We start from the raw sequence: 23,450 nt of genomic DNA, 5'->3' as shown, positions 1-23,450 counted from the left end.
CATTTATTAGGAGATAAACAAAATGGCTAAAAAAATACTTAGAAAAGACGAAGCACGTAGAGCATTAGCAAATGGTGTACAAATTGTCGCTGATATAGTATCAGTAACACTTGGACCAGCTGGTAGAAACGTAGTACTCGAGAAAAAATTTGGTGCACCACAATCAATTCGTGATGGTGTCACTATCGTTAAAGAGATCACAGAACTTGAAGATCCATTTGAAAGTGCTGGAGCAGCTTTACTTAAAGAAGCAGCTACCAAAACTAACGATATCGCAGGTGACGGTACAACAACTTCGACTGTACTTGCTGGTGCAATCGTAGAAGCTGGCATGAGACACCTCGCTGCAAAAGCCAACCCTGTTCTTCTCAAAAGAGGAATGGATAAGGCTTGTGAATTTATTGTTACTGAGTTCAAACAAATGTCAAAAGAAGTTAAGTCTTCTCGTGACATAGAACAAGTAGCTACTATCTCTGCAGCAAACGATTCGCAAATAGGTCAGTTGATTGCTGAAGCGATGGAGAAAGTGGGTAAAGACGGTGTTATAACTATCGAAGAATCTAAATCAATGACTACAGAACTTGAAGTTGTTGAAGGAATGCAATTCGATAAAGGATATATCTCACCCTACTTCGTAAACAACACAGAGAGAATGGAAGCTAATTTAGAAGATCCATATATCCTTGCTGTAGACAAAAAAATCAGTACTGCCCATGACCTTGTTCCTACTCTTGAAGCAGTAGCAAGATCTGGTAGACCATTATTGATCATTGCTGAAGATGTTGAAGGTGAAGCACTTGCTGCACTTGTAATCAATACTCTAAGACAAACAATCAAAGTAGCTGCCGTTAAAGCTCCTGGTTTTGGTGATAGACGTAAAGCAATGCTTGAAGATATCGCAATAATGACTGGTGCCAAAGTAGTTTCTGAAGATCTTGACATGAAACTTGCAGACATAAGCATCGAAGATCTTGGTGTTGCACGCAAGGTAGTTGTCAGCAAAGACAAAACTATCATTGTTGCTACGGAAAACACTAAAGATGAAGTTGCTTCAAGACTTGCTCAAATCGATAAGTTAATAGCTGACAGTGATTCCGACTACGACAAAGAAAAACTTAACGAGCGTAAAGCTAAGTTGAGTGGTGGCGTTGCAGTAATCAAAGTTGGTGCAGCTACCGAGCCTGAACTGAAAGATCGTAAGTTAAGACTTGAAGATGCGCTTAACGCTACTCGCGCAGCTGTTGAAGAAGGGATTATACCTGGTGGTGGAACAACTCAAGTTAAAGCATCTCAAAAATTAGAAGCTAAGCTTTCTGATTATGATGGTGAAGAAAGACTTGGAGCTGAAATCATTGTTCAAGCACTTCGCAAGCCTACTATGCAGATTGCACAAAACGCCGGTTTCTCTGGCGAAGTTGTAATTGAAAGAGTATTGTCCGAAAAAGACAATGTTGGTTTCAATGCTGCTGTTGGACAGTATGTTGATATGTTTGACGCTGGTATTGTTGACCCAGCTAAAGTAGCTCGTACTTCACTGCAAAACGCTGTTTCAGTTGCTGGTCAAATCCTGCTTACTGATGCAATCGTAGTTGAAATCAAAGACTCAAACTCAATGGCTGGAATGCCAGCTGGCGCAGGAATGCACGGCATGATGTAAAAGACTTACAAGACTCTCCTTATTTAGTCATGAGTGGGGTCTTGTTAATTTTTGAATAAAAAGCCTCCGTAAGGGGGCTTTTTTATTCCTAATGTAGTGAGAACACAACAGTGTAATGCTTCTTTAAGAACTATAGCTGCGACAACCTAACCCGACTCAAGTTACCCGACTTGATCTCATCAATCAACGGACTCAAGCAATGTTCTACAACAGCATTGACTGAAATTAGCTCAGAAAGATTATAAAAATGATTGGGATCGACACAATGATTGATTTTCCCCTTAAATATTTCTAGCATCTCATCTTTGCTGGTGTCATCATCGAGATTGAGTTTTTGCTTGACTCTATAAACAGAGTTATTGACACGCTTGCGGGTTGTATCAAACTCTTCAGCTATCTGTAAAGAGCTCTTACCGACAAGAAGTGAAAAGATCACACAAAACTCAAACACTGTTATATTGGCAATCTCGCCAAGTTCAATATCTTCTATGATGTTGGGACTAATCCACTTGGCTCCATAACTTACAGCTGCAACACCAGAACGAATCACATCCTTGTTTTTAAGAAACTTGCCGCCAAGAGCAATTCCGTCAATGCCAATCTCATGAGCGCGATTGAGGATGCCAAGTTCGTTTGAAGCAGTAAATAAAAATATTTTAGTTCGGGGACTATGATTCTTTATCCAAAGAGCCAAATCGATACCACTGTTTTTGACTCCTTGACTTATATCAGAGAATTCACCCAGGTAACAATCTAACCAAACCAAATCAGGCTGATGCTCGCGAAAAGCTATTTCTGCTTCATGCGTATTAGAACAAAAAGCAACTACTTCATAGTATGATTCAAGGCAAGATGCGATATATTCCCATAAGACAGCCTGATCTTCAACGACTATGGCTTTAGCCTTGTCTAGTGGCTTAACAAACTGTTCTTCAACAGTAGATCGAGATGCAAGCTCCTGTAATTTTCCTAAACTAATATTGTTACTCATATAATCTCCTTTATATTAAATCTGACAAGATACTAATCGTCTTGTGCCTTTCAAGACTATCCCGTGATAAAAACTCATTGGCGAAAAGTCCAGTATGATTAAAATCTAATTGATAAATCATATAGTCACCTTGTTCTAGAGCTTGAACACCATTTACTTGAATCCCGTGAATAATAATTTGCTCTAACGAAGCTACCGTATCTGTTCTTGTTAAACGATTACTGTCAATCAACCCTTGAGCTGTTTCCTGCAAAAACTTTTCTTGATTAAGTGCAAGATGCAAATTGACCAAGGGTAGAATCCAAGTGACCGTCAGGGTCAAACCCAATAATGCAACGAAAGCTAAAGACGGCAATGATTGCATTATTGAAGCTCCAGATTAATTAAATCCATATTGGAAAGTTCTCTATTACGATCTTGTAGATATAGAATACTTTGACTTAGTTTAACTATATCGATATTAAGAACGCTCAATAAATGTCTATAATTAACCGCAATAGAGCTAAAGCATAGAATCAGAGTCGTTGCCGCAACTAATATAGTTGAAACTTGCACTAAAAATCAAGCTCCTCCATTTCAAGCGGATCAAGCTCACGATGAATTTGTTTGATTTCATTTGTCCCTTGATTAATTAAAGCAAGATCAACAGTGTCTGTAACTCCATGAGATCTCATCTTCCGGTTCGCTTCAATATAAATATTCTTGCTTGATGACATATCAAGATGGGGAATATCAACAGTTGCACTGACGGTTTGTTTAGAGCTTTGTTCTATTTCTTGCGCCGCTAAGGCAATAAACAAGACGTTTTTACTCCTACGTTTCTTTTTAGATCGTCCCAAGAAAGGAATAATACGGCCAAGAGGACTGGTTGACTTGGCTAATGTCTCTGACTCTGTCATAAAGGCGTTTAGCACTACCTCTTGTCCGTCACCTAATAAAGCTCCACTATTAACATACTCCTCGCTAAAAATAGGGATATTGATTCCTTGAACCGTTGCTACTGTAGCTTCAGCAGCAGACAAACGACTAGCTAGTTGCACATCGATTAAACTATTTTCAAGACCAGTGACTTTTAGTTCACCCTTGAAACCAATTGGAATATATTCAAAAGTAATGGCTGAATTACCGAGACCATTGTTTTGTTTAGGGATAGGAAAACGCGTCCCCTTACCAAGTGAAACCGTCTCTCCGGAATGTGTAATCAAAGAGAATTCATTCACAACTCTCAGCACTCCTTCTTGCAATAAATCATTAAGCCGCACATTAATAAAGGCATTGTCAAAGACCTTTGCACTACCACTAACTAAATTACCACCAGTAATTTGCTCATGAAAGCGGCTCAGACCACCCGTTAGCCCAGAGAAGCTATCTTGAAAGACCGCTGTAACTAGATCGGAAACCTTGCTAACACTCCCAGCGCTAATATCATTAGAACCTAAAGATCCCTTGACATCAGAACCGGTAATAGTTGAATTGATAGTATTAATGAAATCATCTGCAAACTTGGAATCCATTTCCAAGAATCTCACTTTGACAGCATAGCGCTTAGGTTCCTTTATTTGAATATAAGAAATGACTCTCTCATTTTCCGAAGCGAGTATTAAGTCTCGATATAAATTATTTGTGTCAATTAGTTTATTGGTTGACGCATAAGATTCAACGAAACTCGCATCTTCATTGTTTTGTGATGAAGTTCTAGCTTCTGAGTCTACTGAATCAAGATCTTTTAATCTCAGTTGCCCACCAGGATTAGAGAAGATTTTGACACCATGATCGCCAAGAGCATTACCAGCAAAAGCAACAGCCAAAAGAGCTTTCTTTGATGACTCAACTAGTCCACGAAGATATATGTGAGCCGAGTTATCAGAACCTTCTAGCTTGGTATTAACCAAATGGGCTGAAACAACTTTGATTCTCTGCTCCTTACTAGGGTCAGCAAGACCAAATAATTTATTGAGTTGATTTTCAAGAGCTGAATAATCATCTTCTACCAAGACCTTGACTTTAATAATATCGTCACCGGCTTGGAAGGTCAGTTCACCTGTACCAGTCTTCTTCGCTTTGAGCATAAATTTGCGATAGCCATTACGCTCTGGTTGTAATTTCACAAGTTCAATATAGTCCAAAGATTGTTCACTACTACCATAGTGAGCCAAAGATACTGGTTTATCAAACTCCAGAATCTCTACCTCTCCAACTTTTAAGATTTTTTCAAACTTAATTGCATTACGGTTACTAAAATTGAGCACTGGAACAGCCAAAACTGGCAGTTGCAAACTCACTAAAACTAATATCATCACTACTTTCTTCATTTCTTCTCCTTATAAAGACTCCATCATCAAAAACCTTACGGCATCCACCATTGGTAAACTAATGATTATTAACATCACAACAACTGGACCCATTAAATATAATTGAGCATTGTCAGCCTGATTGTTAATTTCATCAATCTTATTAACATCCATTTTGTCCAAGAAATTATCAAAGCTCAACTTGAGTGCATGCTTACTAGCACCATCATTGACTGAAATCAAGAGCCCAATAAAATCTCGAAACTTGGGTAAATCTGTCGTCCATTCAATCAAGGTTTGGCGCATCCCTGACTTAGTTGACTTAGCAATTAATTTACTAAGCTCCCGCTTGGTTGCCTTGAATTCTATAGGCAAATCCTTGATTATTGTTTCAAGCGCATTAATAATAGGGGTTTCAGTTTTGATCACTAATACCTTAAGACAACGCACTAAGTGTTCAACACTAGATTCAAGTTCTTTTTTATATTGGTACAAAGCCAAATTGATTTCTAGGGCAATCAAGGCTGGTAATACAAAGCTGAGTAATAAAAATATCCAATTATGATTGACCAAATAAACTAACAAAAGCACAGTAAATACCAAAAACGCTTCGCCAATCATTTGCAACATCTCATCAAGGGTCCGATCTAAGTTAAAATAGTCTAATTCAAGTTGTTCCAAAACTCGCCTGGTTAAAACTTGTGATATTAAAGTACCAAATTTAATCATTAGTATTTTATATAAACCAATGTTGGCTTGGTTGCTTGCACCCTTATTGTTCAGCAGTGATTGACTTTGATAACTAGAATTAAGCCAAAGATACTTGCTATTGGCAATAACAAGCACGTAAGTAATTGACAAGCTAATTAACAGAACTAAACAATAAACCAAAAGCATTAGCCTTGCCTCCATAGTGTAATCAATACAGTCAGTAAATAAGCTGACCATATAACTAATGAAGAAATAAATACGACAAAGACTCTTGACTCAGAATCCCACCAAGATAAATTAGGATTAAAGCTAATTCCAGGAATCACAAAAAATAAAACAGCGAGAAAAGCAATCACCATAAAATCCATCGTAAAAAATGTAATCATAATGATATTTTTTTGTTTTTGATTCAATGAAATTCGTTCCGCGATATTAGCTGCTGCATTAATAAAAGCCTCTTCCTGATTACTTGTATGAGTCAATTCCAGCTTTAACAACTGCGAGGCTCGAGCAAGCTCCCTGAGTCTAAAGTTTTGTTCGAGTGATTTTAACCAAAGAGGAAAATTCTCTATAAAGTTGGTCTCCGACACCTTGATAAACTTGGCTAGTTTAGGTCCAAGTGGATATTCATTATTAAATTTGAGAGTATTAGCAACAGCATAATCAAGTACCATTCCTGTACTAAGATTATTACGGATAGACATCAAAACTCTTTCAAGTTGACTGAGTAGTTTTGATCTAAAACTAGAACTATTGTGATAAAACAATCTTGCTAAATATGCAGCAGCAATAATCAAACCAAGTAATAATCCCAAGCCAGGGTTGGTAAGAAGAGGACCAATAAAAACGATAGAAACAACCGTTATAAATAAAGCAGGCAGTACAAACTTAAGCACTACCCCCTTGCCAATATAATTGCTTAAATGAGGTAAAGAACTAAAAAGCTCTTGTTCTAGCTCAGCTAATTTATTGCTTTGAGTCTTTGCTGATTCAATAATCAAAGCCTGTCTATAAGCGAAAGAATAATCACGAGCCTCTCTTAAACTAATATAAACTAAGCAGATTGCGGCAATAGAAATTAAAGCGATATACAACATTAGAACTTGTAAGCAACTCCTTTAAGGCTCAAATAGTCCTCCAACTCACTACAAACATTGACCTTGTGAAATCCCTTTCCTTCATCAAATGAGAATAATTCAACAGATTTAAAATGTCCGCCATTCAGAGAATCAAAACCGGTAACGTAATAAATCTTAATCAGACGTCTCAAGTTGTCTAATGGGCTTTGTTCAACCAGAATTAAGATCTGTACCATATCTGCTATTAAGTACTTAATATCATCTCCGCTAGGGGCAAGTGGGTGTTGTTTACAAAGTGCGACTAATGTATTAAGGGCTTGATCAACAAGATACTTATTAGAACGTAAAGTATAATGAAAAGTCAAAAGTGTTCCTAAAATAGCTTGAGACAATTGCAATATTTCCCAAGCTGAACCATCGCGAGCTTCTGACAGAACCACATAGCGTACACTATGTCTCTTACATGCCTTAGTCAATCGAGTTACATCTATATTTTTAAGATCATCACGCTCATACTCAATAGTGCGCATCTTAACCAAATCAGCAATTCTTGGTCTTAGTTCTGGAGTATCTTCAATTGTCGCCTTGCGTCCACCAGCACTAGGCCAGTGTTCTGACAAAGCGCTTAATAAAGTAGTCTTGCCTGATCCCATTGTGCCTGCAATTGCAATGGTGGTGCCCGCTTGCTGAATTGCAAGAAGGAATTCCTTCATCTCAACAGACAACATAGCAAAGTTAAGCAAATTATCAAGGGTATAGGGTTCACCAGGGTGAATTCTCAAAGTCAAGAACGCTGCTTCAGCAGCAGGAGGCACTAAGGCAGAGGCACGAATATAACCACATGGGTGTTCAAAATCTGCAATCGGACTTGAATTATTGATACTAACACTTGCGTTATTGAGCATATTATTCTCACTAACAATTCTCTCTATAATGCTGACCAAATGTGCATTAGAAAGAAAAGGAATCGGCCAGCTAAATATCTTATTTTCCGCTTCATAATATATATCTTGGAAATTATTTACTCTTATTTCAGTTATCTTATTAGCATCAACGTTTTGTTTAAGCAAAAGATATAAAGGATTGGAATCAAGATTTTCAAACTGTTTAAGGATCGAACAAATAGATAGTATAGTGGTTGGACCATAATAAATAAAATCATGAATCAATAGAATCTTGGTCCAAACCTTGTCATTGACTGAAGGTGCTTGGTCAAAGCTTAAACCATAAACCAAAGGTGTTTTAAATAATTCATCAATAAAGCTGTCAAGTATCTTAGCTTTTATTGCCTTAGCTTGATATAAATTTGATTCAAAGATCTGTTCTAATTGTTTTTGTAAACGTTGTGCAATCAGACTTTGATTTTGTGGACTCAAGTAACTATCAAGCACAGGATAAATTATTGACCTATAATTCAAGGCACGATCCAGATGTCCTATTTTAAGATCTTGCTTAAAATCTGAACCATAAATATCCGCCTTCTCAATCATTGTACTAAGCATGAGAACCTACCAGTAATTTCAAAAAACCTGAACGAGAACGAGCTAATCCAGAATCAAGCTTAATACCTAATCTCTGCAATAATTGTTTTGCAAATCGATACAATGGTTCAGACTTTGCAATATTATTGCCCTCAAAAATAAAATTGGTGACAAGTTCAGGACTATATGGGTAGATCAAAGGTAATTCACCAAGGATTTCCAACCAATCAGCTTCTTTGAGTTTTGCATATTTTTCATAATGGTAATAACCAGGTGCAATTACCGGAATAATATTAACTTTGTATTGTTCCAAAAGCAGTTGATGCTCCTGAAACTCTTGTTTCATAGACTGAGTATCACGGAAAACTACAACTATATTTTTTGACAAACGCAATAGCTGTTTATTCAAGGGGGAGGAGATATCACTTGATAAATCAAAAAGCATGTTTTTTGAGATCTTAGAACCAAGTTGTAAGATCTCATCAAATAATGAAAAAGAATCTCCATCAAATTCTTTAGTCAATAAGCGTAATGAATTAGCTATATTCAATAATTTACTGCGGTGTTCACTGGCAGTATCCAAGCTAAGATCCGTTGCTGCAACAGCTTCTAGTTTGTCCGCAAGACTAGCTCCAAAACCTATTAATTGATCCGAATATTGTGATCTCTCTTTAATAGTCCCAAACAAATTCAAATACGACATCTGTGGGATCAAAGCTGGTTTTGTAATAAAACCGCTGAACCAATCAAAATCTCGAGCTTGATTAATTTCCTTAGAACGATCTCTGCTTAAAAGTGCGAGTCTCGCTTGAATCCTCAGGCTCTGTTTAATAGCAAAATTGTTTGAGCTTTCTAATACCAAAGATTCATGAGAGTTTTGTCCTAATACATAAGCAAGCAATATTGTAATGAAACTAGAACCAACTCCACCATTGAGCGAATAAAAAGAGGTGATGTTTTCTTCCAATACATAATCACGCGTTTTTCTTGGTGCAAGCTTGTTAACAATAGACTGGATACTAGTCTCATCTTCAACTTCAGCATTGACCAAGCCAAAACGACTACCTTCATTTGGACTAGAGTTGGGTAAATAAACAAAAGTCTTGATTGCTCCTCTAAAGCTATCTTTAATTTCTCTAGCTAAATCATAAGCTTCCATTTTCTTAGAATCAGCATTAATCAATACTATATTAATAGAACTATGTTTAAGTATTTCAACAGCTCGAGCAAACTTTACTTCCTGGCTTAGGCTATAAGCTCTATGATTAATCTCTGCCTGAGCGAGTTTAAGCTCAGAACTAATTACCGATTCTGAAACAAAAAGGATATCTGTCATTGTGCGTAAACCTCCTTTTGGGGCCCGTGAATCATCAACAATGACTGAAACAATGACTTAGATTTAAAAGATTGATCGATTCTTGCCACCTGTACTTCTTCTCGCTCTTTATTTTTATAGGTCACTATCAAACTCTTGTCTTTTTTAGCTTTGACAACCGTAGAAAAATATTCTTCCGGGATAGAGACGGTAAGCTCTCGTCTTGACTTACTACTCACGGGCACACTCAAGGGCGCCTTGCCTAGTGGCATTGAATCAACCAAGATCACCTTGACCTTACTAGCTATTAATTTAGATCTAGATTCTTGTACTTGATAAAGATCGACAAAATCATTTGGCTTAATAAAAACATTAAAGCCAAGTTGCGGGACTGATAGATCAATCAAACTATGATTTTCATCTAGTAAATTAATTAGTCCTGGCAATGTACCTTGAGCAGCAAGTTGTTCTCGCTGTAAAATTGAATTAGTGGGTATTGGAATACTTGCAACACGTCCTAAAATATCAGCAAAGCCAGTCAATCTCTGAGTCTCAGGATCAAAATCACAACTGATAAAAGATGGCTCAAGCACTTGTGTCTCTGGGTTCTTCCAAGTCATTTTGTGAAATTCTTCCTTATAAAATACGACTGGTTTTAGATCACTTATTGAAATCACCTCGCCAATATTAATATCACGCTTAACAGCAAGAACATAAATTGGCTCATAACGACTTAACTTACTGAGTTGCATATCCATTGCAATATATTTTTGCAATAAGAATATTGCAGCAATAATTATTATCGCTATTAAAACCGGTATCAAAATCTTTCGATTTTTATACGAAAAGCCCCAGAGGAAGCGGTTTAACTGACCGCTTCCAAGCTCCGAATGAATTGTACTCATTGATATTATTCCTTAGTAATTATATTTTTTGGCTTGTTAAGACTGATCGCCACTTTGTCATTACAAAATAGTCAACAATTGACCCATTCTCAGATTAACTGATGTGTTGATTGCATTTGCTGCTGTTGTAGCATTATTTGCCATATTGGTGATTACCGGTACTGATGCACCAAGAATCGCTGCTACAAGTGCACCATAAATTAGTACTTCCTTCATTGTTTTTCTCCTTTTGTTAACCCCTCTGTTCTCACTTTATCTCCCCGTGATAAATTAAATGATAAAAGCTGCTGCTTTGACTTGATCATACTACTAGTCATTGAAGCCACTGCCAAAGTAGCTGGTACTATACCATAACTCATTGTTGAACTTAAAATACCAGCACTCAATGCTGATGCCATTGTTGAACCAATAATAGTTGCCACCAGCTCTTGTTTATCTTTGATCGGTCTCGCTATACGCAAAAATACATCATCAAACTCTTTGTTAGATCCCTCTTCAAGACTAACTAATTTTAGTAACAATGATTTAGAGTCTATTGCAGCGACTGTAGCTTTTAAGTATTGATCTTGCTTTAATTTAAAAACTAATAATTCACCTATCTCTGGATAATCTACATAGCTTGGCTCTATCAACTCAAGCTCCATTTCTGACGATAAGCTGGTTATTAAATCTGGCGCTACCACTCTTACTGCTGCTGTATCAGTTCGTCTCACCAACTTACGATCAACAAACAACAAACTAGTATCCAAACGAAAAACTGTAGCCGTATCGATTTTCTTAGGTAGCTGTCCAGCGTGAATAGTTAACAACTTTGCTATCAAAGAACTAAAATCATCTAAATTGCCACTAACAGAATTTAGATTGGCAAGAGTTATAGCACTAATATAACCTGCTCTGTCAAAGTTCAACAGTAAGCTAGCATCATAAGTACCAAACTTGCTTGGATCTAATTCCCTATCTAATTGATTCAACCAAGCTATCGATTCTTGATCCAAATCAAGTTGATTAAACTCAGGTGACAAACCAGATACAGGATTTACCAACTTAGATAAATATTCCAAGTGTTCGCTATAAGAAGCACTGACTGGTTGTAGACAAAGCACGAGTATCAGAATTAATCGTCTCAGATTAGTCAATCGCTGAGCCTCCTAAATAAGCCAGTTCCAGTTTAAATGGATTACGATTAGCTTCGATTTCTTTCATAATGGCAAGAATCGCTTTACCATTTTGAAATTTTTTGAAGCCTAGATTAAGATAGGAATTGCAATACTTAGCAGCCACTGGAAAATCTCCACGCAAACTATGTATATGAATCAAAGCTTCAGTAGAATCTCTCAATAACAATTCGGTAGAATCCAAACCTGCCAAATATTGTTTCTTGGCTAAAGCAGCCGCTTCAAGATAGCGCTTAGCTGCTTGATCATAAAAAACTGGTCCAGATTGCTCTAGGGCTCTGGCATAATCAAAACGATATTGAGCCCGTTTTGGATTTTTCAAAACTGCAAATTGGTAAGCGACCAGCCCTTTGGCAATAGATTTAAGATCATGTGACTCTTGTCCTTGCTTGAACCAATTCTGCGAAATTGCCATCAAAGCATCATCATCAACGCTTGCCAAATAACTATTAAGTTTCTCTGCCTGGTCAGTACTGGCATTAGCTAAAGCCAGGTGAGCATCATGGTTCTCGGGGTTTAACTTCAATGCCTCTCTATAAGCCCTAAGACCATCAGCAAGATGTCCCTTGATTACCAAAGTATCTGCCAAATGCAATAAAGCACTAGAATCTTGTTTTTCTTGACTCTCATTTTGATAGTTTTGATCTTCTTGTAATGATTTAACAAATGGACTATCAAGCTTGTCGATAAACTTGTCTAACCTACCCTTATTGGTTTTGTGATTTTTGCCTATATCAATCTTGGCTGATAAATGATGAATCGTTTCTGTTTCAACTTTCTTTAAGCCTAAACTAGTAACTAAATCATCAGCTAAACTATCTTCAAAAACTTCTTCATCTTGAACTTCATTCAATACAAGACTCGAATCATCCAGCTCGACTATATTAAATTCATAAGCAAGACCTTCTAAAACAGTTCTTGTTTGAATTTCGTAGCGACTCTGTTTTTTGGGTTTAATTCTCAACTCCACCAAATTATTAAAAGACCAAAAATTCTTATTTGCTGATTTAGTTTTAATTAATTCAATTTCAAACTGTTCGGTAGATATTTGTTTTGTAATATCGTTTGCTAATTTAGAATCATTAATAGCCACAATATACGTATCACCAATTAGTTTTGGTAAAGACATTTCTAATTTAGATTCTGTTTCAATAATTAGAGATGAGTCGCTATTAAAATAAACTGACTCTAATCTTGTTCTCTCTGCATTCGCTGCTAAAGAAGTAAAATTTAATATTAGGGCCAGCAGTACAAGTCCTCTGGTCAAAAGCTGTCTCTGAAAAGCTTTGTGATATTGTTGTTTCCCTATAATTCCTGGCGTTATTATTATTTGCATGATAATTCCCTCAACAAATCAATTAACTATTAAGTTAATATAAATGCTTAAGAAATTATAGTAGCAGGCGAGGAAGGAAATTACATGAAATTAAGTGTCTGCCACATGAAGTTTTCAAACCATGTGTCAATACAATGCTCTGTTTCGGTAACCATAAAGGACTCAATTTTCTAACAGCGACTCAACAAATGACTTAAACCCTAGGACCAGTCATCTCTTCAGCCTTAACCCAATTACTAAATTGTTCATCATTCAAATGACCAAGTGCAATAGCAGACTCACGCAAAGTCAGTCCTTTGACATGGGCATTCTTTGCTATTGCGGCTGCTTTATCGTAACCAATATGAGTGTTGAGTGCTGTTACCAACATCAAAGAGTTTTCTAAGTTCTTTTTACAATTAGCTTCATTAGCTTCAATTCCAATTACACAGTTCTCGGTAAATGACTCACAAGCGTCACTAAGCAAGCGAGCTGAGTTGAGGTAATTAAAAATCATCATCGGCTTAAAGACATTAAGCTGGAAATGACCTGTCGCGCCACCAAAATTAATTGCAACATCATTACCCATCACCTGAGCACAGACCATAGTCATAGCCTCACATTGAGTAGGATTGACTTTGCCTGGCATAATTGACGAACCCGGCTCATTCTCTGGTAAATTTAATTCACCAATGCCGCAACGAGGACCTGAACCAAGTAAACGAATATCATTTGCTATTTTCATCAAAGAAACAGCAATTGTTTTCAGTGCACCATGACCCATTACAAGCGCGTCGTGTGCTGCAAGTGCTTCAAACTTGTTTGGAGCTGTGATGAATTTAAAACCAGTAATATCAGAAATAGATTTGGCAACAGCTACAGCAAAATCAGGATGACTATTTAAACCAGTGCCAACAGCTGTTCCGCCAAGTGCCAGTTCCATCATATCTGGCAATACCGCATCAATACGCTCAAGTGATTTTGTTAATTGCTGAACATAGCCAGAAAATTCTTGTCCCAAAGTCAGTGGAGTTGCATCCATCAAATGAGTTCTACCAATCTTGACTATATCTTCAAAAGCAACTGACTTGGCGTTCAAGGCGTCACGTAATTTAGAAATAGCAGGAGCCAAGCGAGTCAACGTGAAAGTTGCTGCTGCAATATGCATCGCTGCTGGAAAAGTATCATTAGAGGATTGCGATTTATTGACATCATCGTTTGGATGAACCGGTGTCTTAGAGCCAATCACGCCACCAGCTATTTCAATTCCACGATTAGAAATCACTTCGTTGACGTTCATATTAGATTGAGTACCAGAACCTGTTTGCCAAACTACAAGAGGAAAATGCTCATCGAGCTTGCCATCAATCACCTCATCAGCCGCTTGGGAAATTAAATCTGCTGTGCTTTGATCAAGAATTCCTAGCTTGCAATTAGTTAGGGCTGCTGCTTTTTTGAGAACACCAAAAGCACGAATAACTTCTATTGGCATTTTGTCCTTGCCAATTTTGAAATTAACCAAAGATCTGGCTGTTTGGGCTCCATAATAACTAGATACCGGGACTTGAATTTCACCCATAGTATCTTTCTCAACTCTAAAATCACTTGTCATAACCCTAGTCTACTATGCCCGAGAGGCGAAACACCTATTGGCCCAAAATCCTTATATCGAGCCATATTTGATCGACTATCTGAAAGAAACAAATGTATTTCGCCCAAATGGCATAATACCTATCCCCATCTATTATATACTTACATATATTGAGTGATGCAAAGTAATCCGCTTAATTTGGCTATCTTAACTGACCGACCAAGTATGGTTGGCTCAGCCGGCCTTGCCCCTGCTCAAGACTACCTCTCCAAAGAACTAGAAAACGAAAAAGTCATTCAAGCACTTAATAGTGCAGAAGGACTACCTGATCTTAGCTCAATACCAGAAGCACCAAAGCAAACAAACACCAATCAAGAAAAAGCCAAATCAATTGTGCCAGATCGTGTTTGGCAAATACTTGTTGGAATTGCCTCACACTTCCATTTATTAGTTGGACTCAACGGTAGCTTTAATTTTTTCCCTAAGTCCTTTAGTAAAACGATCGACTCGCTAGCGCCCAAAGTCTCTAAGGTGGTCAACCTCTTTAATTACACAGACAAAGGGCAGCTCTCCTTGCGAGACAACAACTCACTTGACGGTCTTTCCAAGTTCTTATTCCCTGCAATTGTTACATGGTTCCCTGTCGATGACATGTTTCTAGCCCAAGGACTTAGTAGCGGCACGACTATGATGGCAAGTGCACACAATCCACGCATCAATGACAAAACTAGTTTTATGGCTAACCTAAAACAACACTGGAACAGTTACAAAGAAATGATTAGTGAGATCTTTAGCAAGGGTGGTCTCCAGAGACTTGTCAGTAAAGATGATTTTCACTTAATGCATCTTGGCGGTAACATGAATTTCTTTGGCGGGCTTGGTGGGCTCGTTGCCGATGGAATACATCCAAGAATCAAAACCGGATTCTCTCTAGTAAGAAATCTAGGAGGAGTGATTTGCGACGTTGCCAAAATCTTGCATGGCGATATTAATTACATGATTTCTGGATCGCTTTATATCGCAGCTCATGGGCTTGATGTCTGGCAGTCAGCAATTTCAAGCAAGAACAATAATAAATCACGAGTAATTAGTCACTATGTACAATGGCTCTCTACTATTGCTAATTACTTCTACATTAAGCCCTCTGAAACCATGGCAAATAATGAGTTTAAGGATAGGATCAAAGACAAACGTATGGCTTATGCATAAAGTCGCGGGAACCAATACTCAAGCACCTTAACGGGAAAGCATAAGCGCACAGCTCCTCTTGGACTTGAAGAAGTTAAGATGCCATATTCAAGTAATTTTGATAAAATCGTTCTTGCTTGGCGAGGACTATAATCAACAATCTCAGCTACTGTGCCACGCTCGACCTCACCTCGCAAAATTACTTCTTTAATCAAAGCTAAAGAACCTCTTGGTAAAGCTCCTTTCGTTATTTCCATCTGGATGTGCTGGCTTACTCTTTCTCTAAATGATATTGGTTCCAAAAGAGAATCCATAAATTCAACTTGATCGATAGCAGCACCTAAAAAAAATACACAAAAATCCTTCAATGCCTTTTCAGAAAGATTACCTCTGCCATCATAATCCCCCTGTCTTGGTCCATCTGCTGCCATCAACAAAGTTTTGTATTCTTGAACATTGCGAGCAAGAGCCCTAGAGACAGACCAGATACTACTACCTATACCTAATTGTTTTAAATATGCATGTGACAACAAGCGCACAACTCTACCATTGCCGTCATAAAATGGATGTATCCAAACAAAACGATGATGAGCAGCAGCAACAGCAATGATTGACCTAAGTTTGGACAAAGAAGTAAAATCATAAACCTCTTGATAACGAAGCAACAAAGACTCTAAATCACTAGCAGCAGGAGCAATATGTTGCCCTACTTGTACATCGCCATCACGTAATTTACCTGCTTCAACTTTTTTCCGCTTGCTGGCACTAGAGCTGCCAACCCATTTTAATTCATCAGGCAATAAATCATAAAACTTTTTGTGGATACTACAAATAAATTGCAAGGAAGAAATTTCATCACTTATTTCTGCTTGGTCAATGTATGCTTGTACCTCAATATGTGCACGAGCCTCTAATTGTAGATTTCTCTTTTCAGGATTAATAGAATAATTATCATTCAAAGCTTGTTCTATTTCTATTGGATGAGTATGATGACCTTCAATTAAATTACTGTAATAGCAATTCATAGACCTAACTAAATCACCTATAGATTTTTCTAACTGTGGATTTAATCTAACAGCAAGTGCTTGAGACTTTGCAACCAAATCAAGAGCCAAATTCTCAAGTTCTTTATCACCTTCTCTAGGTAACATAGGTTCCATAGAATAAGTTGTTGTTTTAGCCATAATTACCCTCTAGATTGCCACTATTTTTGCCACTAATGCTTGTATGTATGTATGATTATACCACAATTTCATAGTATTTCTAATAGTTTTTTACCAGTATATTTGCCACTATATTTGCCACTATCCCTGATCAATCCAAGTGCTCTATTAGCCAAAAACTCTTGCCTTAGCTTCTTATTCTTACGATATTGTTTTTCTAAATTCTCAGGTTGAGTATTAATCAAGCCCCAATTAGAATTAATGGGTTGAAAATGTTTTGCTTCGGCATGAGAAATATAGTGAGAAAGAGCTCCCATCATGGTTTCTTGAGGCAGAGGCTGCGCGTCAGGCTCAAGAATTGATCTAGCTGCAATGATTCCAGTTGCTGCTGACTCAGTATAACCTTCCACTCCAGTCAATTGCCCTGCAAAAAATATCCCTTTTCCCTTTTCCCTGTTCCCCATTCCCCTCATAGACATATCCGCATTCAAAAACAAAGGCGAGTTAATAAAAATATTTTGATGCATCACTCCGTAGCGCAAGATCTCTAAGTTCTTCAATCCAGGAATCATAGAAAATACTCTTGCTTGTTCTCCCCACTTAAGATTAGTCTGAAAGCCAACTATGTTATAAAGTGACGCTGCTACATTATCCTGACGCAACTGCACAACTGCAACAGCTCTGCGATCTGGATAACGAGGATCCGTTAGACCAACTGGCTTGAGTGGACCGAAACACATTGTTTGACTGCCGCGTTCAGCGATTGCCTCAATTGGCATACAGCCCTCAAAGAACTTAACAGCTTTGCCCTTTTGTCCAAGTTCTGCGTTTCGCTCATCTTGTGAAGTCATCATTGACGGCTCAGTCAACTCAGCCTTCACACTCTTCGCAGGCCTTGAATTTGAACAAAATTGCGGCAGCTGTTGCTTAGCCATAGATTCTAGTTCAAAGTCTTTGAGTGGCGCTCTTTCAGCAGACATTAAGGCATCATAAAATTTTTGAAACTCTTCTTCGGAGTAGAAGGGGCAATTTATGTAATCCCCTTTCCCTTCTCCCTCATCCCCTTTCCCGTAACGCGAAGCGCGGAAAGCAATATCCATATCAATTGAATCAGCACTGACTATTGGGCTAGCAGCATCGAAGAAATGTAGAAAAGGTGATTCTGAGAATTCAATGTCATTGCGAGCAGAGCGAAGCAATCCTGTTATATTCTCAGCAAGATGCGGCGAAGTAAGCGGACCAGAAGCAACAATCACAATCCCCTCTTCCTTAGTTAAATCATCACAATACTCCTCGCGAATCAATTCTATACAAGGATGATTAGTAATAGCTTCCGTGATTACTTTTGCAAAAAGATCTCTGTCAACAGCCAGTGCTTGCCCAGCTGGTACCTTAGCTTCTTTGGCAGCGCGAATAATCAAACTATCAAACTCTTGCATCTCATGAATCAAAACTCCTCGAGCCGTCGTGAGGAACTCAGAACCCAATGAATTAGAACAAACCAATTCAGCCAAGTTATCAGTATGATGCGCTGGAGTCTTGACCTTTGGGCGCATTTCATAGAGCTTAATTCTCCAATCAAGTCCTCTCGCTTGGATTCCTTGCGCTAATTGCCAAGCAGCTTCTGTGCCTGCAAGTCCTGCGCCAATGATTTTGATTTCTTTAAGCATATTCATAATTTCTTTTTTAATAGCTCTATTAGTTTAGCTTTTTTACCCTCATAAAAAATATTAATTGCGTTAGCTATTTTAATAAGAATTGGTTCTGTTGCTTCTTGAGCTAAATCCATAATATGCCTAATAGCTTTACGAGGATATTTAATCACATTCACGATATCATGAGCTTCAAAATTCTCTGGGATATTCTTATCAGCTACGTATGCAAAGGTTTCCAGCTTTTCAATTACCTTAGCTGTTGCAGCTGCAAAACCAACCCCATCTTCTACAGCATCATAGAACACCATTAATCGATCTCTAATTTGCATTGCATCATCTGTAATCACAAGAGGTTTACTGGTAAAGTTTAATAAAAATCTAGAAGCCTTAATCAAAGCATCACGTCCTTTACTCGGTGATATTAAGTTACGTCCCTCCGTTACAAATTTATCAAATTGATTTGAGTCATTTCTGATTATCGAATCAATCTTCAAAACCAATGCCAAGCTAGCAATTCTTCTTTCAATTCTTGCACGAAAGGCTTTTTGCTCAAAACCTCTTTCCGCTTGTCTTTCACTCTCTGTACTAAACTCACCAAGAATCTCACCAGCATCATGCATACGAATCATCCACTCCAGTATTTCACCAAAACGACTCTCTGATTTAATTCCTGCATCAGCCAATATCTTCCAAGCAATCTTAATAGACTTATCAATATGTTCACCAAGAGCTGGCTTAGGATTTATAAATGAACAGCCACGATAACGTAATGCTGATTCAAACTCAACATATAATTCTTTTAAAGCCCTCGAAAGATCCTTAGCAGTGAAACCCTCTTTATCAGAACAAACTTTGTTTAGTAACCAATGTGGTCTGTAAGGCAATAAATCTTCTTTCAAGTCTACAAGTGATTGAGCTGAATCCAAACGAAAACGCCCTAGACCGAGACTTGGTTGTGCCAAGTCTTGTGCTATAGGTCTATAGTCAATTACTTCTTGTAAATTAGCACCAAGATCTATCCAATTTGGTATCACCAACCCATCACTAGGTCCTGTTAATTGATGCAAAACCGATTTAACCGCCATCATTAAAACCAAGTCCTTATATTAAAATCAACAATGCTCATGCGAGTAGGCAATCTGTCACAAACCCCATATGTATTATTTTACCGCATTTACTTTAGCTCTCACCATATCCACCAGCACCAGGGGTTAAAACCCTCAATCTATCAGTCTTGGCAAGATCTATAGAACACTTGCCCTCAAGTTGAATACTAGATCCATCTGCCTTATCAAGCCTATTCTCCCCCCTCGCTCCATCCTCTCCACCTGCCATCCCATAAGGCGCGTAGACTCTTCTCTCAGTTAAAATCGAGACTTGCAAGTTATCAAGAAATTCAAAGACACGAACTAAACCATCACCACCCTTGAATTTCCCTTGGCCGCCAGAGCCCTTGCGAATAGAAAACTCTCTAAGAATTACCGGGTATCTTGTTTCCAAAATCTCAGGATCAGTGATGCGAGTATTAGTCATGTGAGTGTGCACTCCAGACGCTCCATGCCAAGTCGGTCCAGCCCCAGCTCCGCCACCGATGGTTTCGTAATAGCCAAAGTGGTCATTGCCAAAACTAATATTGTTCATGCAACCTTGCGAAGCAGCACAAGTTCCAAAAGCTTTGAAAATCACATCAACGATTCTTTGACTGGTAAGCACATTACCTGCAACCACCGCTGCATCTTCTGGCGGCTTCAATAAAGACCCTTCTGGAATAACAATCGTGATTGGTTTTAGACAACCTTGATTAAGCGGGATCTCTTTATTGATCATGGCTCTAAGCGCATAGAGAATAGCCGAGCTAGTAACAGCTTCAGGAGTATTGAGGTTGTTTTTTAATCTTGCAGCAGTACCAGTGAAATCAAAAATCGCTGAACCTGTTTTTTGGTTTATTTCTACTTTAAGCTTAATCACAGAACCGTCATCAAGATAGTCACGAGCCTCTAGACTGGATTGCTTCGCTGACGCTCGCAATGACGAACGCACAGCTTCTTCAGCATTCGCTTGAATTTCTTTCATATAAAAGGCAACCGGCTCTTGTCCAAACTCAGCAATAAGCGCTTCAATCAACTCTATACCTTTTTTATTTGCGGCGACTTGTGCTCTTAAATCAGAAATATTGTCTTCAAGTGTTCTTGAAGAACTCAAAAGCTCACGCAAACTTTGTTCTTGAAACTCACCAGCGTCAACTAATTTAAAACTCTTGATTGCCACTCCTTCTTGATCCAAACTAGTTGAAAAACTAGGCATCGAACCAGGACTAATACCACCAATATCAGCATGGTGAGCGCGATTAGCGACATAGAAAATTGGAGCACTTGCCGCGTCATAACGTAGTGAAGACGGGAATACTGGCGTGATTACAGTAAGGTCAGGCAAGTGAGAACCGCCCATAGCAGGGTGGTTAGTCAAGAAACTATCTCCAGACTGCACTTTATCAACCTGAATCTCAGAGCCTTGAACTTGCTTAGAGACTGCATGCCCCATTGATCCTAGATGCACCGGTTGGTGAGGCGCATTAGCAACTAAGCCAGCATCCTGATCAAAAATCGCACAAGAAAAATCTAAACGCTCTTTGATATTAGTAGAGATAGAAGTCTTTTGCAAAGAGCGTCCCATTTGCTCAGCTATAGACATAAAGCGGTTGGCAAAGATGGTTAAACTGACAGGATCAATTTGATGGGAATAGGGAATAGGAGATAGGGAATAGGGCTTGACTTGGATCTCCAAGTTGCCATCAGAATTTAATGAAGCAGTTGATTCAGGTTCAATCACAAGCGTTGCCGTATCCTGCATAATAATTGCTGGTCCCATAATCTCTTGTTCAAAACCCAAGTTACCAAACAAATATACTGGTACTTCATACCACTTATCGAAATAAACTTGTGCACTGAAAGCAAGATCCTTGCTCCCTAGTCCCTTCTCCCTATTCCCTATTCCCTGCTGAGCTAAAGCCGAAGACTTAACAACTCGCACCCTCACATCATCAACAAGAATCTCTCTATCAGTTAAATCAAAACCAAACTCCCTAAGATATTGTTCTTTAAATGCTCTACTATAATCCCCATCCTCAGGCTCTTTGATCATAAACTGTGTATCAGTACCTTGATAGCGCAGATTGAGATATTTAATAATTATACACTGTTTAATTATTTCAATCCCTTCTATTAAAGATGAAAACTCTGCTTCTAGCTCTAGAATGCCGCGTCGCAGCTCCGTTGCTCCTGGCAATGATGCCGGCTTTTGTCTTTCTACCACTTCATCAGCAAGCGCCAAACCATAAGCAGAAAGTATCCCAGAATATTTATGAATAATGACCTTGTTAATTCCAAGGTCTCTAGCAATGGCACAAGCATGCTGCCCGCCAGCCCCGCCAAAACAAGCAAGACTATGAGTTTTAATGTCATGTCCTTTCATAATTGAAATCTCACGTATTGGTCTTGCCATTATTTCATTAGCTACTTTAATAAAACCACTGGCAATTTCTTCAATAGTCAAATCCAGATTATTTTCTTCGCGTAATTCTTCAAATGCTCTAATGGCTGCTGCTTTATCAAGTGGTTGATCTGCGTTCCTGCCAAAGACTTGCGGAAAATACTCTGGTATCAATCGCCCCAGAACCAAGTTAGCATCTGTGATTGCAAGATGCCCGCCTTTGCCATAAGAGACTGGACCAGGATCAGCACCAGCACTTTCTGGTCCCACCCTAAACATTCCATTGTCATAGAACAATCTTGAACCGCCGCCAGCAGCTACTGTTTTGATATCAAGTTGAGGCGCTTGAATTCGATGACCATTGATCTCTGATTCAAAACTCATTTCAAACTCACCAGCATAACGCGAGACGTCAGTTGAGGTGCCGCCCATATCAAAACCGATAACTGGATTGCCGCACTCCTCTGGGCCTCGCAATGACGAAAGCGCCACCACTCCCCCCGCAGGACCTGACAAAATAGAATTGTAACCAGCAAAACTTTCAGCCTTGGTCAAGCCAGCATCTGACTTCATAAACATCAACTGAGTCTTAGCTAAACCATCACTAAAACCATTCTTGAAATTATTTACATACTGCTTTAAGACAGGACTTAAATAAGCATCGATACAAGTAGTATCGGCACGCGGCACGATTTTGATCATTGGACTAATCTCCGATGAGATAGAGACTTGCTTAAAACCCATTGACTGAGCGAGATCCTTAAGTCTCAACTCATGCTGCGGATTAGCATAAGAATGCATCAAAGCTATAGCCAAATTATCAATACCAGCATCAAGCAGCTCTTGTAATTGCTTGCAAACTTGATCTAGATCTAATTCTTTTTCAACTCCACTAACTAAAATCCTTTCATCAAGTTCTATCACACGAGAATAAAGCTGCTTAACTTTTATAATTTCAAGATCAAAAATCTTGGGACGATTCTGATAGGCAATTTCTAATAAATCAGCAAAACCGCTAGTAGTTATGAATGCAAATTTGGCTCCTTGATGTTCAAGCAAAGCATTAGTTGCAACAGTAGTCCCCATCCTAATAGTTTCAATATGATAATGATCACAAGAAGTTGGAAAGGGTTTATACGGATCTTTTAAAATAGCCAAGTCATGATCCTGCAACAAGACTCTACGAATCGCTTCACGAGGTGCATCAGCATAATTCATAGGATCAACAGACAATAACTTAATAATCCTAGAACCTTTATCAGTAACGGCATAGCAATCGGTGAAGGTGCCGCCCCTATCTATAAAAAACTGATAGTTAGAACCTATCCGCAAAGTCCCATCTGCTGCGTTACGCTCCTTAAGTAGTGTCATCATTGACAGCTCAGTCAACTCAGCCACCTCTTTCGTCGCAAGCCTTGCATCTGGAAGCTTTTCAAATAGGTTC

General features: G+C 38.5%; 18 protein-coding genes. 2 read left to right on the top strand and 16 right to left on the bottom strand.

The genetic code is table 11. The features are described 5' to 3' along the window. The first annotated feature begins 22 nt into the window (after nt 1-22). On the top strand, nt 23-1,657 hold the full coding sequence (groL, locus tag O3C63_01680; GenBank protein MDA0771632.1) for a chaperonin GroEL: 1,635 nt from the start codon (nt 23-25) through the stop codon (nt 1,655-1,657). Nucleotides 1,658-1,787: 130 nt separating this feature from the next. Here the strand turns inward: groL and O3C63_01675 are convergent, their stop codons facing one another. From O3C63_01675 to fumC, 12 genes are all read right to left on the bottom strand, one after another. Beyond that, entirely contained in the window at nt 1,788-2,648 is an 861-nt protein-coding gene (locus tag O3C63_01675; GenBank protein ID MDA0771631.1) for a response regulator, read from the bottom strand. Between the two features lie 10 nt (nt 2,649-2,658). After that, a complete protein-coding gene (locus O3C63_01670; protein MDA0771630.1) occupies nt 2,659-3,012 on the bottom strand; it encodes a hypothetical protein in 354 nt (117 codons plus the stop codon). A 190-nt stretch (nt 3,013-3,202) separates the two neighbouring features. Then, nucleotides 3,203-4,960 carry a hypothetical protein gene (locus tag O3C63_01665; protein MDA0771629.1) on the bottom strand — a complete coding sequence of 586 codons (1,758 nt, stop codon included), beginning with the start codon at nt 4,958-4,960 and terminating at the stop codon, nt 3,203-3,205. Between the two features lie 9 nt (nt 4,961-4,969). Continuing rightward, nucleotides 4,970-5,851, bottom strand: coding sequence for a hypothetical protein (locus tag O3C63_01660; protein MDA0771628.1), 882 nt, complete (start codon nt 5,849-5,851; stop codon nt 4,970-4,972). Then, the gene (locus O3C63_01655) at nt 5,836-6,747 is read right to left on the bottom strand and encodes a hypothetical protein (GenBank protein MDA0771627.1); all 912 of its coding nucleotides are present in this window, start codon (nt 6,745-6,747) and stop codon (nt 5,836-5,838) included. Before O3C63_01655 ends, O3C63_01660 begins: the two co-directional genes overlap by 16 nt. Further along, a complete protein-coding gene (locus O3C63_01650) occupies nt 6,747-8,231 on the bottom strand; it encodes an ATPase, T2SS/T4P/T4SS family (GenBank protein MDA0771626.1) in 1,485 nt (494 codons plus the stop codon). Before O3C63_01650 ends, O3C63_01655 begins: the two co-directional genes overlap by 1 nt. After that, nucleotides 8,224-9,546, bottom strand: coding sequence for a hypothetical protein (locus O3C63_01645; protein ID MDA0771625.1), 1,323 nt, complete (start codon nt 9,544-9,546; stop codon nt 8,224-8,226). Before O3C63_01645 ends, O3C63_01650 begins: the two co-directional genes overlap by 8 nt. After that, nucleotides 9,543-10,430: a hypothetical protein gene (locus O3C63_01640; GenBank protein ID MDA0771624.1), complete on the bottom strand. Its 888-nt coding sequence runs from the start codon at nt 10,428-10,430 to the stop codon at nt 9,543-9,545. The genes O3C63_01645 and O3C63_01640 overlap by 4 nt, the downstream gene beginning before the upstream one ends. A gap of 60 nt (nt 10,431-10,490) precedes the next feature. After that, entirely contained in the window at nt 10,491-10,646 is a 156-nt protein-coding gene (locus tag O3C63_01635) for a hypothetical protein (protein ID MDA0771623.1), read from the bottom strand. Next, a complete protein-coding gene (locus O3C63_01630; GenBank protein MDA0771622.1) occupies nt 10,643-11,473 on the bottom strand; it encodes a hypothetical protein in 831 nt (276 codons plus the stop codon). The genes O3C63_01635 and O3C63_01630 overlap by 4 nt, the downstream gene beginning before the upstream one ends. An 85-nt stretch (nt 11,474-11,558) precedes the next feature. After that, nucleotides 11,559-12,941, bottom strand: coding sequence for a hypothetical protein (locus tag O3C63_01625; protein ID MDA0771621.1), 1,383 nt, complete (start codon nt 12,939-12,941; stop codon nt 11,559-11,561). 193 nt (nt 12,942-13,134) lie between these two features. After that, nucleotides 13,135-14,532, bottom strand: coding sequence for a class II fumarate hydratase (gene fumC, locus O3C63_01620; protein MDA0771620.1), 1,398 nt, complete (start codon nt 14,530-14,532; stop codon nt 13,135-13,137). Between the two features lie 153 nt (nt 14,533-14,685). Between fumC and O3C63_01615 the strand changes: the two genes are divergently transcribed. Next, nucleotides 14,686-15,720, top strand: a complete 1,035-nt coding sequence (locus O3C63_01615; protein MDA0771619.1) for a hypothetical protein — start codon at nt 14,686-14,688, stop codon at nt 15,718-15,720. On the opposite strand, the gene O3C63_01610 is transcribed toward O3C63_01615, so the two are convergent. The 4 genes from O3C63_01610 to O3C63_01595 all read right to left on the bottom strand — a co-directional run bounded on the left by O3C63_01610 (nt 15,711) and on the right by O3C63_01595 (nt 23,380). After that, nucleotides 15,711-16,883 (bottom strand): Fic family protein, encoded by a 1,173-nt coding sequence (locus O3C63_01610; GenBank protein ID MDA0771618.1) that lies wholly within the window; start codon nt 16,881-16,883, stop codon nt 15,711-15,713. The genes O3C63_01615 and O3C63_01610 overlap by 10 nt on opposite strands. A 68-nt stretch (nt 16,884-16,951) precedes the next feature. Next, nucleotides 16,952-18,538 (bottom strand): methylenetetrahydrofolate--tRNA-(uracil(54)-C(5))-methyltransferase (FADH(2)-oxidizing) TrmFO, encoded by a 1,587-nt coding sequence (gene trmFO / locus O3C63_01605; protein ID MDA0771617.1) that lies wholly within the window; start codon nt 18,536-18,538, stop codon nt 16,952-16,954. Then, nucleotides 18,535-19,605, bottom strand: coding sequence for a hypothetical protein (locus O3C63_01600; GenBank protein MDA0771616.1), 1,071 nt, complete (start codon nt 19,603-19,605; stop codon nt 18,535-18,537). The genes trmFO and O3C63_01600 overlap by 4 nt, the downstream gene beginning before the upstream one ends. 91 nt (nt 19,606-19,696) lie before the next feature. Continuing rightward, nucleotides 19,697-23,380 carry a hydantoinase B/oxoprolinase family protein gene (locus tag O3C63_01595; protein ID MDA0771615.1) on the bottom strand — a complete coding sequence of 1,228 codons (3,684 nt, stop codon included), beginning with the start codon at nt 23,378-23,380 and terminating at the stop codon, nt 19,697-19,699. Between the last annotated feature and the right edge of the window lie 70 nt (nt 23,381-23,450).

This window comes from Cyanobacteriota bacterium, from assembly GCA_027618255.1.
Taxonomy (GTDB): domain Bacteria; phylum Cyanobacteriota; class Vampirovibrionia; order LMEP-6097; family LMEP-6097; genus JABHOV01.
The sequence above is the reverse complement of the archived record's forward strand: the minus strand, read 5'-3'. Positions and strand labels throughout refer to the sequence as shown.

Coding starts and splice junctions, on each gene's coding strand:
- O3C63_01610 (MDA0771618.1), bottom strand. CDS start 16,883: ATGGCTAAAACAACAACTTATTCTATGGAACCTATGTTACCTAGAGAA.
- O3C63_01635 (MDA0771623.1), bottom strand. CDS start 10,646: ATGAAGGAAGTACTAATTTATGGTGCACTTGTAGCAGCGATTCTTGGT.
- O3C63_01600 (MDA0771616.1), bottom strand. CDS start 19,605: ATGATGGCGGTTAAATCGGTTTTGCATCAATTAACAGGACCTAGTGAT.
- fumC (MDA0771620.1), bottom strand. CDS start 14,532: ATGACAAGTGATTTTAGAGTTGAGAAAGATACTATGGGTGAAATTCAA.
- O3C63_01640 (MDA0771624.1), bottom strand. CDS start 10,430: ATGAGTACAATTCATTCGGAGCTTGGAAGCGGTCAGTTAAACCGCTTC.
- O3C63_01625 (MDA0771621.1), bottom strand. CDS start 12,941: ATGCAAATAATAATAACGCCAGGAATTATAGGGAAACAACAATATCAC.
- groL (MDA0771632.1), top strand. CDS start 23: ATGGCTAAAAAAATACTTAGAAAAGACGAAGCACGTAGAGCATTAGCA.
- O3C63_01645 (MDA0771625.1), bottom strand. CDS start 9,546: ATGACAGATATCCTTTTTGTTTCAGAATCGGTAATTAGTTCTGAGCTT.
- O3C63_01665 (MDA0771629.1), bottom strand. CDS start 4,960: ATGAAGAAAGTAGTGATGATATTAGTTTTAGTGAGTTTGCAACTGCCA.
- O3C63_01655 (MDA0771627.1), bottom strand. CDS start 6,747: ATGTTGTATATCGCTTTAATTTCTATTGCCGCAATCTGCTTAGTTTAT.
- O3C63_01675 (MDA0771631.1), bottom strand. CDS start 2,648: ATGAGTAACAATATTAGTTTAGGAAAATTACAGGAGCTTGCATCTCGA.
- O3C63_01660 (MDA0771628.1), bottom strand. CDS start 5,851: ATGGAGGCAAGGCTAATGCTTTTGGTTTATTGTTTAGTTCTGTTAATT.
- O3C63_01595 (MDA0771615.1), bottom strand. CDS start 23,380: ATGATGACACTACTTAAGGAGCGTAACGCAGCAGATGGGACTTTGCGG.
- O3C63_01650 (MDA0771626.1), bottom strand. CDS start 8,231: ATGCTTAGTACAATGATTGAGAAGGCGGATATTTATGGTTCAGATTTT.
- trmFO (MDA0771617.1), bottom strand. CDS start 18,538: ATGAATATGCTTAAAGAAATCAAAATCATTGGCGCAGGACTTGCAGGC.
- O3C63_01670 (MDA0771630.1), bottom strand. CDS start 3,012: ATGCAATCATTGCCGTCTTTAGCTTTCGTTGCATTATTGGGTTTGACC.